At 68.9% G+C, this 17770-nt stretch carries 19 protein-coding genes; 16 read left to right on the top strand and 3 right to left on the bottom strand.

What is annotated here, in order from left to right:
• Positions 1-3 precede the first annotated feature (3 nt).
• From arsC to arsH, 4 genes are read left to right on the top strand one after another with little or no spacing between them, the layout of a single operon-like run.
• The gene (gene arsC / locus H2038_RS12920; protein WP_017505589.1) at positions 4-429 is read left to right on the top strand and encodes an arsenate reductase (glutaredoxin); all 426 of its coding nucleotides are present in this window, start codon (positions 4-6) and stop codon (positions 427-429) included.
• Entirely contained in the window at positions 426-1505 is a 1080-nt protein-coding gene (gene arsB / locus H2038_RS12915; RefSeq protein WP_055808168.1) for an ACR3 family arsenite efflux transporter, read from the top strand. The genes arsC and arsB overlap by 4 nt, the downstream gene beginning before the upstream one ends.
• Complete coding sequence (locus H2038_RS12910; protein WP_017505587.1) at positions 1505-1921, top strand: GNAT family N-acetyltransferase; 417 nt, start codon at positions 1505-1507, stop codon at positions 1919-1921. The genes arsB and H2038_RS12910 overlap by 1 nt, the downstream gene beginning before the upstream one ends.
• Positions 1921-2688: an arsenical resistance protein ArsH gene (arsH, locus tag H2038_RS12905; protein ID WP_055808170.1), complete on the top strand. Its 768-nt coding sequence runs from the start codon at positions 1921-1923 to the stop codon at positions 2686-2688. The genes H2038_RS12910 and arsH overlap by 1 nt, the downstream gene beginning before the upstream one ends.
• A gap of 12 nt (positions 2689-2700) precedes the next feature.
• Here the strand turns inward: arsH and H2038_RS12900 are convergent, their stop codons facing one another.
• On the bottom strand, positions 2701-3126 hold the full coding sequence (locus tag H2038_RS12900; RefSeq protein ID WP_017505586.1) for a helix-turn-helix domain-containing protein: 426 nt from the start codon (positions 3124-3126) through the stop codon (positions 2701-2703).
• 55 nt (positions 3127-3181) lie between these two features.
• Between H2038_RS12900 and H2038_RS12895 the strand changes: the two genes are divergently transcribed.
• The 10 genes from H2038_RS12895 to H2038_RS12850 all read left to right on the top strand — a co-directional run bounded on the left by H2038_RS12895 (position 3182) and on the right by H2038_RS12850 (position 13666).
• Complete coding sequence (locus H2038_RS12895) at positions 3182-3859, top strand: cation transporter (RefSeq protein WP_219895949.1); 678 nt, start codon at positions 3182-3184, stop codon at positions 3857-3859.
• A gap of 130 nt (positions 3860-3989) precedes the next feature.
• On the top strand, positions 3990-4343 hold the full coding sequence (locus tag H2038_RS12890) for a hypothetical protein (RefSeq protein WP_017505584.1): 354 nt from the start codon (positions 3990-3992) through the stop codon (positions 4341-4343).
• A 58-nt stretch (positions 4344-4401) separates the two neighbouring features.
• The gene (locus H2038_RS12885) at positions 4402-5655 is read left to right on the top strand and encodes a TolC family protein (protein WP_219895948.1); all 1254 of its coding nucleotides are present in this window, start codon (positions 4402-4404) and stop codon (positions 5653-5655) included.
• On the top strand, positions 5655-6854 hold the full coding sequence (locus tag H2038_RS12880) for an efflux RND transporter periplasmic adaptor subunit (protein WP_017505582.1): 1200 nt from the start codon (positions 5655-5657) through the stop codon (positions 6852-6854). The genes H2038_RS12885 and H2038_RS12880 overlap by 1 nt, the downstream gene beginning before the upstream one ends.
• A 12-nt stretch (positions 6855-6866) precedes the next feature.
• Entirely contained in the window at positions 6867-10088 is a 3222-nt protein-coding gene (locus H2038_RS12875) for a CusA/CzcA family heavy metal efflux RND transporter (RefSeq protein WP_017505581.1), read from the top strand.
• Positions 10088-10690, top strand: a complete 603-nt coding sequence (locus H2038_RS12870) for a cation transporter (protein ID WP_017505580.1) — start codon at positions 10088-10090, stop codon at positions 10688-10690. Before H2038_RS12875 ends, H2038_RS12870 begins: the two co-directional genes overlap by 1 nt.
• Entirely contained in the window at positions 10687-11598 is a 912-nt protein-coding gene (locus H2038_RS12865) for a cation diffusion facilitator family transporter (RefSeq protein ID WP_055808174.1), read from the top strand. The genes H2038_RS12870 and H2038_RS12865 overlap by 4 nt, the downstream gene beginning before the upstream one ends.
• An 82-nt stretch (positions 11599-11680) precedes the next feature.
• Positions 11681-12124, top strand: coding sequence for a DUF305 domain-containing protein (locus H2038_RS12860; protein WP_219895945.1), 444 nt, complete (start codon positions 11681-11683; stop codon positions 12122-12124).
• 4 nt (positions 12125-12128) lie between these two features.
• Complete coding sequence (locus H2038_RS12855; RefSeq protein ID WP_219895944.1) at positions 12129-12539, top strand: hypothetical protein; 411 nt, start codon at positions 12129-12131, stop codon at positions 12537-12539.
• Positions 12536-13666 (top strand): acyltransferase, encoded by a 1131-nt coding sequence (locus tag H2038_RS12850; protein WP_292113932.1) that lies wholly within the window; start codon positions 12536-12538, stop codon positions 13664-13666. Before H2038_RS12855 ends, H2038_RS12850 begins: the two co-directional genes overlap by 4 nt.
• A 2-nt stretch (positions 13667-13668) precedes the next feature.
• Here H2038_RS12850 and H2038_RS12845 read toward each other — a convergent pair whose 3' ends face one another.
• Entirely contained in the window at positions 13669-14268 is a 600-nt protein-coding gene (locus H2038_RS12845; RefSeq protein WP_219895942.1) for a hypothetical protein, read from the bottom strand.
• 58 nt (positions 14269-14326) lie between these two features.
• Between H2038_RS12845 and H2038_RS12840 the strand changes: the two genes are divergently transcribed.
• Positions 14327-15697 (top strand): hypothetical protein, encoded by a 1371-nt coding sequence (locus H2038_RS12840; RefSeq protein WP_219898431.1) that lies wholly within the window; start codon positions 14327-14329, stop codon positions 15695-15697.
• A gap of 44 nt (positions 15698-15741) precedes the next feature.
• Here the strand turns inward: H2038_RS12840 and H2038_RS12835 are convergent, their stop codons facing one another.
• Complete coding sequence (locus H2038_RS12835; RefSeq protein WP_292113926.1) at positions 15742-17001, bottom strand: DUF6035 family protein; 1260 nt, start codon at positions 16999-17001, stop codon at positions 15742-15744.
• A 313-nt stretch (positions 17002-17314) separates the two neighbouring features.
• Here H2038_RS12835 and H2038_RS12830 point away from each other — a divergent pair.
• On the top strand, positions 17315-17770 hold a 456-nt coding region (locus H2038_RS12830), incomplete at its 3' end, for a ParB/Srx family N-terminal domain-containing protein (RefSeq protein ID WP_292113923.1).

The raw sequence follows: 17770 nt of genomic DNA, 5'->3' as shown, positions 1-17770 counted from the left end.
GCCATGGACATCGTAATCTATCACAACCCCGCGTGCGGGACGTCTCGCAACGCCTTGGAGCTGATCCGGCACGTCGGGATCGAGCCTCACGTAATCGAGTATCTGAAGACGCCGCCGTCGCGCGCCATGGTCGCTTGGCTGGCCGGGCGGACCGGCGCGCCGCTGCGTGACCTGCTGCGGGAGAAGGGCACGCCCTTCGCCGAGCTGGGTCTCGAGAACCCCGACCGGACGGATGAGCAACTGCTCGATGCGATCGAGGCCCATCCGATCCTGCTCAACCGTCCGATCGTCGTCGGTCCCCTGGGGGTTCGTCTCTGCCGCCCGTCGGAGGCCGTGCTGGACCTGCTGCCGGTCGAGAACCTGAAGCCCTTCACCAAGGAAGACGGAGAGGTCGTCATCGACGCCGACGGCCGGCGGGTGGGACGATGACCGAAGCGCCCGCCAGGTCGCCACGCCGCCTGTCGTTCCTTGATCGCTGGCTGACGGTGTGGATTTTCGCCGCCATGGCCGTCGGCGTTCTGCTCGGAACCATGGTGCCGGGCCTGCCCGCCTGGGTCGACAGCCTCTCGGTCGGTACCACCAACATCCCGATCGCCATCGGCCTGATCCTGATGATGTACCCGCCGCTGGCCAAGGTCCGCTATGAGGCCTTGCCGCGCGTGTTCGCCGACAAGCGGGTCCTCGCGCTGTCGCTGGTCCAGAACTGGATTCTGGGTCCGGTGCTGATGTTCGCTCTAGCGGCGATCTTCCTGCGCGATCAGCCGGAATATATGACCGGCGTGATCCTGATCGGCTTGGCGCGCTGTATCGCCATGGTGCTGGTCTGGAACCAGTTGGCCCGAGGCGACAACCAGTATGTGGCCGGTCTCGTGGCCTTCAACTCGATCTTCCAGATCCTGTTCTTCAGCCTCTATGCTTGGCTCTTCCTCACCGTTCTGCCGCCGCTGTTCGGCCTGCGGGGCAGTGTGGTGGACGTCAGCGTCTGGACCATCGCCGGAGCCGTGCTCGTCTATCTCGGCGTTCCGTTCGTGGCGGGCTTTTTGACGCGCCGCTGCCTGATCGCCCGCAAGGGCGCCGGTTGGTACGAGCGTCGTTTCCTGCCGCGCATCGGACCGATTACGTTGATCGCGCTGCTCTTCACCATCGTGGCCATGTTCAGCCTGAAGGGTGGAGAGGTCGTGGCCCTGCCGCTGGATGCCCTGCGCATCGCCATTCCGCTGACGATCTACTTCCTCGTCATGTTCGTCGTCAGCTTCCTGATGGGCAAGCTGATCGAGGCCGACTACCCGCGCACCACGGCGCTGGCCTTCACGGCGGCCTCCAACAATTTCGAGCTGGCCATCGCGGTCGCCATCGCGGCGTTCGGCCTGGCCTCGCCGGTCGCCTTCGCCGCTGTCATCGGCCCGCTGGTGGAGGTGCCGGTGCTGATCCTGCTGGTGTCGGTCGCCCTCTGGATGGGCCGGCGGTGGTTCCCGGAAACGGTCCCGCCGGCGGACGCCGGGTGATGGTGGTCCTCTATCTGATCGAACCGACCGACGCCGGCCTGATCGCCGCGCTGCGGGCCGAAGGCCTGCCCGCGCCCGACGCCGGCCGCTACTTCAGCGCCGATCACCACGGCGCCGTCGTCGGCTATGTCGGACTGGAAGGGGAGGGGCGCGACCTGCTGGTCCGCTCGCTGGTCGTCCTCGCCGACCGGAAAGCGCGGGGCCTGGGAGCCCGGGTGCTGGCCGCCGCCGAGATCATCGCCGGCGACATGGGCGGCGCACGCCTGCATCTGCTCACCACGGCGGCCGAGCCCTTCTTCACCCGACACGGCTACCGGGCGGCGAACCGCCAGACGGCGCCGGAGGCGATCCGACGGACCCGCGAGTTCGCTGGACTCTGCCCGGCGTCGGCAGCCTATCTGACCAAGGACCTCTGATGGCCTTCGCCCGCCTGCGCCCGCTTCCCGATCCGGATCACCTGCCGGCCTTGGACAAGGCCTATCTCTCGGCCGATCCGGCCCGCGGTCTGGGGCCGCACGACCAACCACCCCGGATCCTGCTCCTCTACGGATCGCTGCGCGAACGGTCCTACTCGAGGTTCTGCGTCGAGGAGGCGGCTCGCCTGCTGCAATGGATGGGATGCGAGACCCGCATCTTCGACCCGTCGGACCTGCCTCTTCCGGGGGCGCCGGGCGACGATGACCACCCGGCGGTGCGCGAACTGCGCGACCATGCCCTGTGGTCCGAAGGCATGGTCTGGTGCAGCCCGGAGCGGCACGGTCAGGTCTCGGGCCTGATGAAGCTGCAGATCGATCATCTGCCCCTGAGCATGGGCGGCGTGCGCCCGACCCAAGGGCGGACCCTGGCCGTCATGCAGGTCTCCGGCGGGTCGCAGAGCTTCAACGCCGTCAACACCCTGCGGCTGCTCGGCCGCTGGATGCGGATGATCACCATTCCCAACCAGTCGAGCGTGGCCAAGGCCTTCCAGGAATTCGACGACGCCGGGCGAATGAAGCCGTCCGCCTACTATGAGCGCATCGTCGATGTGATGGAGGAGCTGGTCCGTTTCACCATCCTGTCCCGGCCTCACGCCGCGCAGCTGGTCGATCGCTATTCCGAGCGCAAGGCGGTCGGAATTCCGATCGACGCAGCGACCGATCTCTCGTCGATAGCGGTTGCGCCCCAATCCCGACCAAACGCCTGAATGTCGGTCTGCTTAATGTCGGCAGTCTCGGTCCTGAAGGACTTCGATGACCTTGCAGGCTGAAACCCGGCCGCCGGCGCAGTCGGCCGTCATCCGTGAAAGTTCAGTCTGGAGCGCCTGTAACTGCCGAATCTTCTCCGTGACATCGGCCAGATGCCGTTCCGCGATGGCGTTCGCGTCACTGCAGGTGCGGTCGGGGTGATCGGCAAGGTCGAGGAGCGAGCGGATAGCGTCGAGGTCGAAGCCCAACTGGCGGGCGTGCCGGATAAAGCCGAGCCGGCGTAGTGCGGGTTCGTCGTAGAGCCGACGGTCGCTGGCGGTGCGCGGCGGCTCGGGCAGGAGCCCGGCCTGCTCATAGAAGCGGATGGTCGGCACCTTCACGCCGGTCGCGGCGGAGAGCTTGCCGATGGTCAGATGCGGAGCGGGAGTGAGCGTCATCGGCTGAAAATAGGCGCTTGATCCTCTAGTGACTAGAGGATGTAGACCAGTCTTCATGGACACGAGCGAGACCGCCTGCCGCCCGGCCGCCGGCTGCTGCGGACACGATGTGAAGTTTGACGGCTCCACGCCGGCCTATCGCCGCGTGCTGGTGGCCGTGATCGTCATCAACCTCGTCGGCTTCGTCGCGGTCTTGGCCGGCAGTCTCGCGCAGGGGTCGGCCGCGCTCGCCGCCAACGCCCTCGACTTCCTCGCCGACAGCGTGACCTACGCCGTGAGCCTTTGGGTTATCGGCCGCTCGGTGCGCCTCCGCGCCGGCGCAGCCCTCGCCAAGAGCGCCAGCCTGGTCGTGCTGGGGCTGTCGGTCCTCGGCTTCGCGGTCTGGCGGGCCATGACCGGGGCCGCGCCGGAGGGCTTCGTGATCACGGGCCTGGGTCTGTTCGGCTTCGCCGCAAACCTGGTCGCCGCCACCCTGCTGCTGCGCTTCAGGGACGGAGACGCCAATGTTCGATCGGTCTGGCTCTGTACGCGCAACGACCTGGCCCACAACCTCGGCGTCGCCGCGGCGGGCGGTCTGGTCTGGCTGACGGGATCGCGCTGGCCGGATCTCGCCGCCGGCGCCCTGCTGGCCTTCATCTTCCTTCAATCCGCATGGTCGATCACCCGTCAGGCGCTCGTCGAGACCCGCGTGAACGCTCGCTCGTCCGCCGCCCTGCCTGGAGCGGGCGCTTGATCCGCCGGGCCCGATCCGGCGTGACCGGTCGTCGCAGCAGGGCGGGCCGGAGCGCGTTCCCGTCGCGCAAGGCCGGGGCGGCCGGAGCAGCGTATTTTGTAACAGATTGCCGATACGGGCGAACGAAAGTATGCAGCCGCCGATGACCTGGTCGATGGTGACATGGGCGAAGTTGATTCTGGCGGTGACCTTCGTCGCCGCCGCCTTCTTCGTCGCGCCCATCGCTGACGCAGCGACCTGCCAGCCCGAACCGCCCGCCGCCCACGCCCTGGTTGATCACGATCCGGCCGAAGGCGACCACACCGGCGGCAAGGACCACGGCATCTGCTCGCACGGCCATTGCCATCACACCGCCGCCGCTCGCACGGCGGTCGGCGAAGACCTGCCTCTGCAGGCCTTCGACCGGCCGCTCCACGCCTTGCCCCTGAGCGATCTCTTCGGCTCCATCGCGCCAGACGGACTGAAACGCCCTCCCAGAGCCTGACACGACGACCGCGCTTCCGCGCGGGCTCTCTCGTGTCACTCCCTCTGGAAGATGAATCATGCCTGCCTCATATCGCCGGCCGCCGCGTTTCGCGGTCGGCTGCGCGCTCGCCGCTATCGCGGCTGTGCTGGCCAGCCCCGCGTGGGCTGACCCTGCGCCTTCGTTCGCCGAGCTCCTCGCCCGGCTGGACCAGACCCCGGCCACCACGGAAGCCGGCGCGCTTCTGGACGCCGCCGAAGCCCGGGCGCGCCAGGCGCGTGTCCGCCCCAACCCGACCCTCGCGCTCGATGCCGAGAACGCGTTCGGGAGCGGGCCCTTCTCTGGCTACGGCAATGCCGAGACCACGCTCTCGATCACTCAGGATCTTGAGCTCTGGGGTCGACGCACGGCTCGCATCAACGCGGCCCGCGCCGATGCCGGGACCGCCTCGCTCCGACGAGATCTGGCCGTGGTCGACGCCGCCGGACGGTTGGCGCTGGTCTACGCCGACGCCGAGGCGGCCGAGCGGCGCGCGACCTTGGCCGAGGAGAACCTGAGCCTCACCCTCGCCGACGCCCGCGCGGCCTTGGTGCTGGTGGAGGAGGGGCGCGAGCCGCTTCTGCGCGGCATCCAGGGCGAGAGCGAAGCCGCCGCCGCGCGCGCCGGTCTCGACGAAGCCATCGCCGAACGGGACGCGGCCTTCGCCCGGCTCACGGCGGTGGCCATGCTCGCCGAGCCGGTGACGACCATCGACGTCAGCTTGCTGGACCTCGCGCCGGCGACCGCCCTTTCGCCGACGGACCAGACGCCGACCGTGCGCGTGGCCGAGGCTGAGCGCTCGGCCGCAGAAAGCCGCATCGCGGTCGAACGCACGCGGTCGCGACCGGACGTCAGCGCCAGCGTCGGACTTCGCCGCTACGAGGCGGAAGACGCGACGGCGCTGACCTTCGGCCTCAGCCTGCCCCTGCCGCTGTTCGATCGGAACCGCGGCAACATCGAAGCCGCCCAGGCGGACTTCAGGGCGGCCGACGCCCGGCTGATGACCGCCCGTCAGGAAGCCCAGGCGGACCGGGCCGCAGCACAGGCGCGCCTCCGCGCCTCGGTGAGCCGCGTCAACGCCGCCGACGCCGGGGTGACCTCCGCCGAAGAAGCCTACCGCCTCTCGCGGATCGGCTTCGAGGCGGGCCGGATCTCGCAGCTCGAGCTTCGCGCGACCCGTACCGCCCTGGTCAACGCCAGAACCGCCGCCGTGGACGCCCGCCTCGCCCGGGTCCGCGCGGAAATCGATCTCGCGCGCCAGGACGGCCGCGCCCCCTTCCAAGGAGCCCAATGATGCGCAAGCGCACTTCCAACAAGACCTTGCTGATCGGCGGGGTCGCCGCCCTCGTCATCCTCGGGGCCGGGGGTCTTTACCTCGCCATGGGACGGTCGGATCCGCCCGCCGCCGAAGGCGCGGCGGCTGAAGGCGAAGCCAGTCACGCCGAAGAGGAGGGCGGTCACGCCGAAGGCGAGGCCGAAGCGCCCGAGGGCTTCGTCGCTCTCAGCGCCGCCCAGGCCCAAGCCGCCAATCTGGTCGTCGTCGGCGTCGGTCGGGGCGGGGGCGCCGAGACCCGGCTCTCCGGTCGCGTCGAACCCATGATCGACGCCCGCGCCGCCGTCGCCGCGTCTGTCGGCGGACGGGTGGAACGGGTGCTGGTGGCGCCCGGCCAGTCCGTTCGGATCGGCCAGCCCCTGGCCAGCCTCGTGAGCGGCGACGCGGCCACCTTCCGCGCCGACGCGGACGCGGCCGCGGCCCAGTCCGAAGTCGCGCGCCAGGCCTATCAGCGCAACAGCAACCTCGCCGACCAGGGCGTCGTCGCCCGGCAAGAGGTCGAGGCGTCCCGGGCGCAGCTGCTCAGCGCCGAGGCGGCGGCCCGAGCGGCCCGCGCGCGGTCGAGCGCGGCCGGATCGCCCAACGCCGCCGGACGGCTGAGCGTGAACAGCCCGATCGCCGGCGTGGTCACCAGCGTTCAGGTCGGCCCGGGCGGCTTCGTCCCGCAGGGCGGCGTGATCGCCGAGGTGACCAACCCCGCCCGCGTCGAACTCGTGTTCAATGCGCCGCCGCACCTTGCGGCGCTCGTCCGCGCGGGATCGACCTTGCGGGTCTCCAGCCCCGCGGGCGATTTCGACGCCGTCGTCACCGGCGTCGCCGCCGGGGCGGGCGCGGAAAGCGGCGCCACCGTGATCCGGGCGCGCCCGACGGGAGCGACCCTGCCGCCGGCCGGCTCCGCCGTCACCGGCGCGATCGTAACGGGTGAAGCCGCCGGCGGCCTGACCGTGCCGACGGAAGCCATCCAGACCGTCGACGGCGCCAGCGTCGTTTTCATCCAGGTCCCGAACGGCTTCCAGCTCCGTCCCGTGCTCGTCGGTCGCCAGGCCGGGGGACGCACGGAGATCCTGCGCGGCCTCGACGGGTCCGAGCGGGTCGCCGGAACCAACGCCTTCCTCCTCAAAGCCGAACTCGCCAAGGGCGAGGCCGAGCACGGCCACTAAGGGGGCGCGCGAATGTTCAAATTCATCATCGAGCTGTCGGTCAAATTCCGATGGTTCATCGTCCTGGCCACGGCGCTCGTCGCGGCCTACGGCCTCCTCGAACTGACACGGTTGCCGATCGACGCCGTGCCGGACATCACCAACCGTCAGGTGCAGGTGACCACCGTCGCCCCGGCCCTGGCCCCCGAACAGATCGAACGTCAGGTCACCTATCCGATCGAGACCGCCATGGCCGGCATCCCCGGTCTGACCTCGACCCGGTCGCTGAGCCGCAACGGCTTCAGCCAGGTGACCGTCATCTTCACCGACCAGACGGACATCTATTTCGCCCGTCAGCAGGTCGCCGAACGACTGGCGCAGGCGCGCGAGACGATGCCCGAAGGCGTCGAACCGGCGCTGGCGCCCATCACCACCGGCCTGGGCGAGGTGCTGATGTGGACGGTGGACTACAAGCCGTTCAACAGCGCCAACCTGGCCAGGCCGGGCCAGACCGGCTGGCAGGCCGGCGGCGCCTATCTGACGCCTGAAGGCGATCTCCTCACCACCCCGCAACAGCGCGCCACCTATCTGCGCACCGTGCAGGACTGGATCATCGCTCCGCAGATGCGGACGGCGCCCGGCCTGGCCGGCGTGGATACGGTCGGCGGTTATGTGAAGGAATACGCGGTTCGTCCGGATACGGCGCGTCTGTCGGCCTACGGGCTCGGCATGGGCGACCTCATCCAGGCGCTCGACCGGGCCAACACCCAGGCCGGGGCCGGCTATGTGCAGCGTGCGGGCGAGGCCCTGACCGTTCGCACGGACGCGCTGGCCTCGACCGTCGAGGACCTCGCCCAGGCGCCTGTCGTCAATCGAAGCGGCCTTGTGGTCCGCGTCGCCGACGTCGCCACCGTCGAGGTCGGCCAGGCCCCGCGTCTGGGCGGCGCCAGCCGCGACGGACACGAAGCGGTCCTCGGCACCGCCCTGATGATCGCGGGCGGCAACAGCCGCACCGTGGCCCAAGCCGCCGGCGATCGGCTCGAGGAGGTGCAGAAGACCCTGCCGCCCGGCATCGAGGCCGTGACGGTGCTGGACCGAAGCGCCCTGGTGAACTCGACCATCGCCACGGTGGCGCGCAATCTGACCGAAGGCGCGCTCCTGGTCATCGTCGTGCTCTTCCTGCTGCTCGGCAACATCCGGGCGGCGAGCATCACGGCGTTGATGATCCCGATCAGCTTCCTGTTCGCCGTCATCGGCATGAACCGGTTCGGCATCAGCGGCAATCTGATGAGCCTCGGCGCGCTGGACTTCGGCCTGCTTGTCGACGGCGCCGTGGTCGTTGTCGAGAACACCCTGCTGATGCTCAGTCAGAAGCGCGCGGAGGCCGGGCGCATGCTGACGCGGCGCGAGCGTCTCGGCGTCGCCGCCGCGGCGGCGCGCCAGATGGTCAAGCCGGCCGCCTTCGGTCAGCTGATCATCCTGCTCGTCTTCACCCCCCTGCTGATGCTGGAAGGGGTCGAAGGCAAGACCTTCATCCCGATGGGCGCGACGGTTATGCTGGCCTTGGTCGGCGCCTTCATCTTCTCCTTCACCTTCGTGCCGGCGATGACGGCGCTCTTGGTGCGGGATCCCAAGAAGGTCGAGGTCGACGAACACGGCCATGCCCACGAGCACGAGACCTTCCTGCTGCGCCACGCGCGCCGCTGGATCGCTCCGGCCATTCGCACGGCCGTCGATCGTCCGAAGATCGTCCTGCTCTCCGCGCTCGGCGCCCTGGTCATCGGCGGCGTCACCTTCACCACCCTCGGCCGGGAGTTCATCCCGACCCTGGACGAAGGCGACATCGCCATGCAGGCGCTGCGGGTTCCGTCAGCCTCGCTCGAGCAGTCGCTCGCCATGCAGATGGCGATCGAGCGGGCGATCAAGGCCCAGCCGGAAGTGGAGACCATGTTCTCGCGGACCGGCACCGCCGAAGCGGCTGTGGACCCCATGCCGCCCAACATCTCCGACAGCGTCATCGTTCTGAAGGACCGCAAGGACTGGCCCAACCCGGGTCTGGAGAAGGAGGAGCTGATCGCCCGCTTCGAGGAAGTCGCGTCGCGGCAGATCGGCAACAACTTCGAATTCAGCCAGCCGATCGAGCTCCGCTTCAACGAGCTGATCTCGGGGGTGCGGACCGATCTGGCGGTCATGGTCTATGGCGACGACTTCGCCACCATGCAGCGGGTCGCCGACCAGGTGGCCAACGCCCTGCGCCAGACGAACGGGGCGGCCGACGTGAGGGTGGAGCAGGCGTCCGGCCTGCCGACCCTGACGATCAGCGTGGACCGGTTCGCCGCGGCCAACTACGGCCTGTCGGCGGCCGACGTCTCCGAAGCGGTTTCGGCCGCGATCGGCGGCGCCGAGGCCGGCCGCATCTTCGAGGGCGACCGGCGTTTCGACGTCGTGGTCCGTCTCCCTGACGACGCGCGCAACGATCCGGCGGCGCTGGCGGCCTTGCCGATCGTTTCATCGACCGGCGTGACCGTGCCCCTGTCCTCGGTCGCGCGCATCCAGAGCGCCGAGGGACCGAACCAGATCAGCCGCAACGACGGCAGCCGCCGCATGGTCGTCCAGGCCAATGTGCGCGGTCGCGATCTGGGCGGCTTCGTCACCGACGCCCAGAAGTCGGTGGATCAGGTTCAGCTCCCCCCGGGCGTTCGCCTGGACTGGGGCGGCCAGTTCGAGAACCTCAAGCGCGCCGAGCAGCGGCTGGGCCTGGTCATTCCGATCGTCTTCGTCCTGATCGGCGTATTGCTGTTCATGGCGCTGGGCTCCTTCGCCGAGGCGGGTCTGGTGTTCGCCTGCGTGCCGCTCGCCCTGGTGGGCGGGGCGCTGGCGCTGCTCCTGCGCGGCATGCCGTTCTCCGTCTCGGCGGCTGTCGGTTTCATCGCCGTCTCCGGCGTGGCGACGCTCAACGGCCTGGTGCTCATGCAGGCGATCCGCGAGCGGCTTCAGGCGGGATTGCCGCCCCGTGACGCGGCCATCGAGGGTGCGTCCAGCCGCCTGCGGGCGGTGCTCACTACCGCCATGGTGGCGATCGTCGGCTTCATTCCGATGGCCATCGCTCACGGCGCGGGGGCCGAGGTTCAGAAGCCGCTGGCGACCGTCGTCATCGGCGGCCTGATCACCGCCACCGCCCTGACCCTGCTGGTCCTCCCGACCTTCGCGGCCAAGGCGGTGCGTCATCGCAAGGACGAGGGGATCGAAGACTGATGGCCCGGCCCCAGGATGACCGTCAGCAGCGCCGGACGCTGCTGACGGTTCTCGGCCTCAACGCCGGCCTGGCGGCGGCGCTCGGGATCGGCGGCGTGTCCGCCGATTCCAGCGCCTTGCTGGCCAATGCGCTGGATAACGCCTCGGACGCGGCGGTCTATCTGATCAGCTTTTTGGCCATCGGTCGGGCAGGGACCTGGAAACGGGGCGCCGCAAGGGCGTCGGGGATCATGTTGCTGGTCTTCGCCGTCGGCGTCCTCGTCGACGCCGTGCGCCGGGTGATCACCGGAACCGAGCCGATCGGTCCGACCATGATGGCGCTCGCCCTGGTCGCCGCCGTCGTCAACCTGATCTGCCTGCAGCTCATCCGCCGCCAGCACAGCGGCGACGTCAACATGAAGGCGGCCGAGACCTTCAGCTTCAACGACTTCGCGTCCAACGGCGGCATCCTCGTCGCCGGCGGTCTGGTCCTCTGGCTCGACCAGGCCTGGCCCGACCTCGTCGTCGGCGTTCTCGTCGCGGCGATCGCGATCAAGGGCGGCGTCGAGATTCTCCGCGACGCCAACGCCGCCTCCGACCACCCACAGGAACGCGCTTCATGACCAACCACGACCATTCCAACGGGCACGCTCACGACCACACCGCCGGGGCCAACGCCCGGCAGCTCACCATCGCCCTGGCGCTGACCGGGACCTTCCTGATCGTTGAGGTCATCGGCGGCCTGGTGTTCAACAGCCTCGCCCTGCTGTCGGACGCCGCGCATATGTTCACCGACGCGGCGGCCCTCGCCATCGCGCTGTTGGCGATCAAGATCGGCCAGCGGCCGGCGGATGAGAAACGCACCTTCGGCTACAGGCGGTTCGAGATCCTGGCGGCGGCGTTCAACGCCGTGCTGCTCTTCGTCGTCGCCGGTTACGTCCTCTACGAGGGGATCAAGCGCATTCTGGATCCCGAGCCCGTCGGCTCGATCGGCATGCTGATCGTCGCCGCCGCCGGCCTGGTGATCAATCTGATCTCCATGCGCATCCTGTCGAGCGGCAAGGATCGCAGCCTCAACGTCAAGGGCGCCTATCTCGAGGTCTGGGCGGACATGCTCGGCTCGCTCGGCGTCCTCGTCGCCGCCGTCGTCATCACCGTGACGGACTGGCGCTGGGTCGATCCGATCGTCGCGATCGCCATCGGCCTGTGGGTCCTGCCCCGCACCTGGATCCTGCTGCGCGACACCACCCACATTCTGCTGGAGGGCGCCCCGCGCGGCGTGGCCCTGTCGGACGTGCGGGTCGCCATCCTCGCCACCCCCGGGGTCGCCAGCCTTCACGACCTCCACGTCTGGGTTTCGGGCGCGGATCAGGCGAGCTGCACGGTTCACGTCGTGCTGTCGGAGGGCGCCGACGCCGATGCTGTCCGACAGGCCGTCGGCGACATGCTCGAAGAGCGCTTCGACCTGCATCACACGACCGTCCAGACCGAGCTCGAGCCCTGCGGTGACGCCGGAGGTCTGCACGTATGACCCGAAGCGACGACCCAGCCCGGTCCGCCGCCATGAGGGGCGACGAGATCCAAACCCTTTTTCAAACTCAAAGGAAAACGCCATGAAGCGCACCGGTTGGATCTCGGTGATCGCGGTCTTCCTCGCCGTCGCCGCCTTCGCCTTCGGCATTCTGTCCCGTCGAGGCGCCCCCGACGCCTCCGCCCCGCCGCCGGTCGAGGCGCGAGCGATTGATGGGCACGCCGGCCACGAGGGCGCGCCCTCGGATACGCCGTCGACCCGCGCCTATCGGGAGGCCGCCGACCGCATGCACCAGGCAATGAACATCGACTACTCCGGCGACGCCGACATCGACTTCCTGCGCGGCATGATCGCCCACCACGAAGGCGCGATCGCCATGGCCAGGATCGCCGTGGAGGAGGGCGAGGCGGATGACGTGCGCGGCCTGGCGCAGGAGATCATCCGCGCCCAGGAAGCCGAAATTTTGCGGATGCGGATCATGCTGGCGCGGCACGAGGACGCGCCGGCAGTCTCAGAACGGCCCTGACCCCATGGCCGGCAAGCGCTTCACGGTCCGCAGCCGCAGCATCCGCTGGCGCCAAGGGCGCTACAAGGGCCGCCGCGGCTCGAGCCCGCGCCGGCCGCCGAAGCCCCGGCCAGTACTTGATGTCGTAATCGCCGTCGGCGCCAGCCTGATCGCGGCCTTCGTCGTCCTGTGCATGGCCTTCTCCCTGCTCGGCGCCTACGGAACGCCGCTCTACATCGGCTACGGCGTGATGATGAGCCTGGTGACGGGCGGCTGTCTGGTGTTCGGTCCCCGCGACCGGGCCGGATTGATGATCGCCGGCGGGCTCGGCGTGCTTTGCGTCGCCGGAACGCTCATCCTGTACGGGGTGCGGGCGGACGTGCACTACCATCCTCACGCCAACGAACGCCCCGCCGCCACAGGGAAGCGCGAATGACGAGAAGCTCCGACGGGGAAGGTCAGGCCCGCCGCCCCGCGCGCATCGCCCGCGGAGGGTGGCTGGACGTGCTGCGGTTCGCCGCGGGATCGCTGATCATCCTCTACCACTTCCGGGAAGCGGCCCCGCTGCCGCTCGGACAGATCCATCCGGTGTTCGACCGGGGGTTCCTGCTGACCAATTTCTTCATCATCGACTCCGGCTATGTGCTGGCCCGGATCTACGGCGAGCGCCTGGCCTCGGGCGGGATCGACGTCGGGGCCTACGCGCGCCAGCGGCTGCTGCGCGTGTTCCCGGCCCATCTGGCCGTGATCGCCGGTCTCGCGGCCTTGGTCGCGGCCGCCGCTCTGGCCGGGGTCCGACCGAGCAATCCCCAATGGTTCGACTGGAGCCAGCTGCCCGCCCAGGTCTTGCTCGTGCAGGCCTATGGCGTGCCGGGCGGCGTCGGCTGGAACGCGCCGACCTGGACGCTGTCGGCTCTGATCGGCTGCTATCTGCTCCTGCCCTGGATCTGCCGGGCGCTCTGGAGCCGACCCCGGGCCACGGCCGCGATCGCGATCACCCTGCTTCTCGCCGCCGACGTCGCCAGCCGCGTCTGGCTGGGCGATCCGGTCTATCGCCTGCCCCTGCGGTTCGGATTCCTCCGCGCCCTTCCGCTCTTCCTGCTGGGCGTGGCCGCCGCCGTGGTCGGTGCGCGCGTCTACGTGCGTCCGTCCGTGGCGGGCGCCTTGGGACTCGGCGCTTTCGGTGCGCTCGCGCTCGGTCAGGCCGTTGGCCCCTTCGGCCTGGCCTCCCTGCTGCTGATGACGCCCATCATCTGGGCGGCTGGAGCCTTGCCCGTGGTGCGCTCGTCGCGCCTGATCGAACACCTCGGCTTGATGTCGTTCGCGATGTTTCTCACCAATGAAGTCGCCCGCATCGTCTGGTTCGGCGTCTTCGACGCCGTCGGACAGTCGGACTGGTCCATCGGGATGCGCTGGGGCGTCTGGGCCGCCGGTCTGGCGGCGGCGTTCATGGGGGCGGCGGCGTTCCGGTATGGGTTCGACCGGCCGGTTCAGGCCTGGTTGAACCCGCCGAGGCCTGCGACGCCTGCGCCGGGGGTCAGCGCGGATCGGCCGGTGGCCTAGGGTCAGGGTCCCGCGCTCGCCAAGGCGTCCAGATAGCCGTCGCAGCCGGTGAAATAGCCGTCTACGCCCTCGATGACATCGGCAAGGACGGAGAGGTCCATATAGCCGTGGGCCAGCTCGATCGGCCGCCCCTGGGTGTCGACCGGATATCGGAACGAGAAAGAGCCGGGATCGACGGTCGCGAACTCCGCGACGAGCCTGCCGACCGCAGCGGTCGCGCCGTCCTCGTCGTCGCTCCCGAACGCCTGGAGCACCGCCTCGAACTGCGTCCACAGTTTGGTGAGGTCGTGAGACTTCCAGATGGGATCAACTCCGACGGTCCGGCCGTAGGTCGAGATCAGATACTTCAGGGAGAGTTCGAGGAATTGGCGGTAGTTGAAGATGATCGGGAAGACGAGGGTGTCACGATCGGCCGTATCCTCGACGGCCTGCTTGACCAGACTGTCCGCCGCCCGCTTGTAGCCGGTCAGCATCAGCACCATTCGGCTATGCGGATGCTCAGCCAACACGGCGTTCCCGTCCCACCGGGCCGAGACCTGAAAAAGTCTGTCGTCCGCCTTCGGCCATCGGAAGGGGCGTTGCATCAGGTCATCAAAGCTCATGGGTTCGCTCTCCGGATCACCGCGTCCATATAGGGTCATGAAGTTGATCCCACAGACGATGTTCGACGTCTTCGCGCTCGCCCTGCCGCGGGGCCACGGTTTTGGCGACCGCCCGCCCATTGGCGCGTGGGGCGACGCAGCGGGGATGGTGTGCGGCATCGTCACCCAGAAGACGGAGGACGGTTCGCTCGGGATCATCGCCATGCGACGCCGCGTCGATCACGTCTGGACGGTGACCGGGGAGGAGATCGGCTTTGCAAGCCTTGAGGACGCCAAGGCCCGCCTCGAGCTCCTTTTGCGCATCGGCGCGCCCCCAGAGCCTCTCCCGCCCAACACCGCGCCACGGCCTCCGCTACACGATCTCAAGGGTCGGACGCCCGGCGATCAGTTCTCGGTTCTCCTGCGACCCACGCACCATCTCGCCGCATGGGTCCTGAACCAGCTCTATCTCGCCTTGCCCAATCCGGACCGGAACTGGGCGGGCGACTGCCAGACCCGGAACTTCCACACGCGGATGTGGGAGGCTCAGCTGCTCGCAGCCTTCCGCGAGCAGGGGCTTCTCGTCAGTCAGCCTGTGGACTCCCCGGACTTCCATATCCAGAACCCATTGGGCGGAGAGGCCTGGGTCGAAGCGGTGACCGCCAACCCCGAGGTGCCGTTCGAGCACGTCAACGCGCCGAGAAGCGCGCCGCCAACTGAGCGAGACGCGCTGTTCTTCGGACCGGCGGCTGTTCGGTTCGCCAAGACCCTCGGCAGCAAGCTGCAGCGCGGCTACGATCGGATGCCGCACGTCACCGGCAAGCCGTTCATGCTGGCGGTCGCGGACTTCCATGCGCCCGCGTCGATGCTCTGGAGCCGCGAAGGCCTGATCGGCTACCTCTACGGCGAAGGGGCGGAGGTTGCCGACGACGGCGGGCGCAAGGTGGCGCGGACCACCAGGGCGGCGCACCTGCAGGGGCCGTCGGCCTTTCCCGCCGGACTGTTCGCCAACGCCGACCACGCCGAGCTGTCCGCCGTCATCTTCTCCAACGCCTGCGCCATCTCGAAGCTCAACCGGGTGATGGTGTCCGCTGGAGCCGAGGCCAAGGGGCTGCGTTACAGCCGCATCGGGCGCTTCTTCGATCGGCGGCCGGGGGCTCTGGAGGGCGAGCCCTTCTGTCTTGACGTCGCGAGTCCGGAGTACCGCGGGCTCTGGCCCCAGGGCTATGAACCTTGGTCGGCGGAGATGGAGGTGTTCCACAATCCCTACGCCCGACACCCAGTCCCGCACGCCCTTCTGCCCGAAGCGACCCACTGGTTCGAACAGGACGGCGAGCGGGTGTGCACGTCCTTCTACGAGACCTCCATCCTCTGGTCGGAGACCCATATCACGGACCTGGACCAGCCTGCCCCGCGCCTTGAGGACTTCCTTCGCCCGGCCGCCCCGTAGCGCAAGAGCGCGGTTGGCGCCGCCGCGCGCGCCGGAACCGGTCGTCAGGCCGCCGAGCGCATGAGAATATCAGGGAACAGTGCGTGGACGATGCGGCCCTCCACGGAGCCTTGGGTGATCTGGGGAGAGGTGAGGGAGGCCCGGAGCTTGCGCGCGACGCTCGGCTTCTGCAGAGCCGCCAACTGATCGGTCGCTCCGGCCACACGCCGGATCAGCCCCGCGAACTTGTGGCGCTCCTCGCTGTTGCTGAAGAAGGTGTTGAGCATCTCGACCAGGTTGCTCTGCTTGGTCGCCACAGGCTGCCGCAGCTCCAGCGACAGGATCAGGCTGACGAGCACCGGGATCTGCAGGGTGTCGAGGTCGCGGGGCTCCACCCCCGTGAGGGCGACGCGTTCCACCAGCTCCTGCAGCAGGTCCTGCCGGGCCTGCCACGGAAGGTGCCCTTCCACGACGGCCTCTCGCCATCGACGCAGATAGCCGACGTTCCAGGGCGCGACGGCGTAGGGCAAGCCTGAGGCGGGCCATTGCAGATCAGACAGGGCGAAGATCGCGGACCGCCAGTCGCGCCCGTCCTCCCAATGGCAGCGCACGAGGAAGCGGCCTTCCTCGCGCGATTGGGCCAGGACCTGTTCATCGAGTGAGAACAGGTTCTTGTTGTGCGAATAGAAAATGTCGAGGAACGCCGTCAAAAGCAGCCGGCGAGGAACGGGCTGGAACTTCCACGTCAGCCAGACCAAGTGGTAACCCTCTCGCCCGTAGAAATGCTCTCGACTGTCGATGATCGGCAGTTGCGTGCTTGAGAGCTGGATCTCCAGCGCCAGGCTTCGGCCGTTGTTGATCGCCCGTACGTCGGGCCGTCGGTGGCCGGTCTCGCCTCTCAGATACTCGTCGATATGGATTGAGCCGGCCTCCGTCGCCGGATCGATGGCGAGAATCTCCCCGACCTGATGTTTGAGCCAGCTGTGGAGAGGGCTCTCCTGCGCGCCCTGAAACTGCGCGGCGCTGCGCTGATCGACCGTGGCGGGGTCCCCTGTCCACCAGGGGCAGGTCGTCGGCGCACCCTTGTGGTGACGCCAGTAGGGCAGGCGGGTGCGCGCTTCCTTTGGCGCATAGACGCCGTGGCCGCATTGCTCGCAGACATAGGCGGCCGCCCCTTCGCGGCGGGCGGCCGCAGCGTTGCGGCGGATCTTCTGGTAGCGGTCGGGATCAATGGCGAGAAGCTGGTCGCTGGTGATGGTCGCGCCGGTCGACAGGTCGGTGACCCGTTCCAACGTCCTTTGCGGCTTCCTGACCGTTGCGACCATGTCCTCTCCGTGTTCCCAGTATGTTCACTGCGTGATTCCGCGCAAGGGCGATCGGATCGTCATCGGTCGGAAGCGCTAGGGGCTCCGCCCCCGCGCGGGCCAGGGTGAAGCGGCTACGCCGCCGGACCGGCCGGTCTCCCCGACCTTCCGCGCCGGCGAAGGCGCGATCCTCGGAATAACGGGCAGGCTTGTGCAGGTCGGGCGATCCCCCTCCGGCCGGTCCGCCCTGGCCCTTGCTACCCCGGTCTCGCCGACGGGCAGGGTTTCAGGCGCGCAGTTCGCGTGCCTGCAACCCTTGCACAAGGAGGCAGACATGACTGCTCAATCCATCGAAACCGCCGCGACCGAAGCGACCGCGCCGCAGCACGGCTCGGAGATCACCGTGCCGCTCAACCGGCTCAAGGCCTCGCCGAAGAATGCGAGGAAGACCCCGCACAGCCCGGCGACCATCGAGGCCTTCGCGGCCTCCATCAAGGCCAAGGGGGTGTTGCAGCCGCCCGTGGTCGAGATCGAGCGGGACGGGGAGGGCGCGCCCACCGGAAACTACCTCGTCACCATCGGCGAAGGGCGCCGTCAGGGGCTGCGGCTGCTGGCCAAGCGCAAGGCCATCAAGCGGACCCATCCGGTGCGGGTCATCGTGGACGCCGAGAACGACGCCCACGAGATCAGCCTCGACGAAAACATGACCCGTGAGGCCATGCACCCCGCCGACCAGTTCGAGGCCTTCCAGCGGCTCGCCGCCGAGAAGGGCTACGGACCCGAAGAGATC

The sequence above is a fragment of the Brevundimonas sp. genome, from assembly GCF_013912005.1.
Taxonomy (GTDB): Bacteria; Pseudomonadota; Alphaproteobacteria; order Caulobacterales; family Caulobacteraceae; genus Brevundimonas.
This window is presented reverse-complemented; position numbering and strand designations above follow the sequence as displayed.

What these genes read in the sequence shown, in the direction of transcription:
- H2038_RS12855 (WP_219895944.1), top strand. Translation starts at nt 12,129, where the DNA reads ATGGCCGGCAAGCGCTTCACGGTCCGCAGCCGCAGCATCCGCTGGCGC.
- H2038_RS12835 (WP_292113926.1), bottom strand. Translation starts at nt 17,001, where the DNA reads ATGGTCGCAACGGTCAGGAAGCCGCAAAGGACGTTGGAACGGGTCACC.
- arsB (WP_055808168.1), top strand. Translation starts at nt 426, where the DNA reads ATGACCGAAGCGCCCGCCAGGTCGCCACGCCGCCTGTCGTTCCTTGAT.
- H2038_RS12890 (WP_017505584.1), top strand. Translation starts at nt 3,990, where the DNA reads ATGCAGCCGCCGATGACCTGGTCGATGGTGACATGGGCGAAGTTGATT.
- H2038_RS12875 (WP_017505581.1), top strand. Translation starts at nt 6,867, where the DNA reads ATGTTCAAATTCATCATCGAGCTGTCGGTCAAATTCCGATGGTTCATC.
- H2038_RS12880 (WP_017505582.1), top strand. Translation starts at nt 5,655, where the DNA reads ATGCGCAAGCGCACTTCCAACAAGACCTTGCTGATCGGCGGGGTCGCC.
- H2038_RS12840 (WP_219898431.1), top strand. Translation starts at nt 14,327, where the DNA reads ATGTTCGACGTCTTCGCGCTCGCCCTGCCGCGGGGCCACGGTTTTGGC.
- arsC (WP_017505589.1), top strand. Translation starts at nt 4, where the DNA reads ATGGACATCGTAATCTATCACAACCCCGCGTGCGGGACGTCTCGCAAC.
- H2038_RS12850 (WP_292113932.1), top strand. Translation starts at nt 12,536, where the DNA reads ATGACGAGAAGCTCCGACGGGGAAGGTCAGGCCCGCCGCCCCGCGCGC.
- H2038_RS12885 (WP_219895948.1), top strand. Translation starts at nt 4,402, where the DNA reads ATGCCTGCCTCATATCGCCGGCCGCCGCGTTTCGCGGTCGGCTGCGCG.
- H2038_RS12845 (WP_219895942.1), bottom strand. Translation starts at nt 14,268, where the DNA reads ATGAGCTTTGATGACCTGATGCAACGCCCCTTCCGATGGCCGAAGGCG.
- H2038_RS12910 (WP_017505587.1), top strand. Translation starts at nt 1,505, where the DNA reads ATGGTGGTCCTCTATCTGATCGAACCGACCGACGCCGGCCTGATCGCC.
- H2038_RS12870 (WP_017505580.1), top strand. Translation starts at nt 10,088, where the DNA reads ATGGCCCGGCCCCAGGATGACCGTCAGCAGCGCCGGACGCTGCTGACG.
- H2038_RS12865 (WP_055808174.1), top strand. Translation starts at nt 10,687, where the DNA reads ATGACCAACCACGACCATTCCAACGGGCACGCTCACGACCACACCGCC.
- H2038_RS12900 (WP_017505586.1), bottom strand. Translation starts at nt 3,126, where the DNA reads ATGACGCTCACTCCCGCTCCGCATCTGACCATCGGCAAGCTCTCCGCC.
- arsH (WP_055808170.1), top strand. Translation starts at nt 1,921, where the DNA reads ATGGCCTTCGCCCGCCTGCGCCCGCTTCCCGATCCGGATCACCTGCCG.
- H2038_RS12860 (WP_219895945.1), top strand. Translation starts at nt 11,681, where the DNA reads ATGAAGCGCACCGGTTGGATCTCGGTGATCGCGGTCTTCCTCGCCGTC.
- H2038_RS12895 (WP_219895949.1), top strand. Translation starts at nt 3,182, where the DNA reads ATGGACACGAGCGAGACCGCCTGCCGCCCGGCCGCCGGCTGCTGCGGA.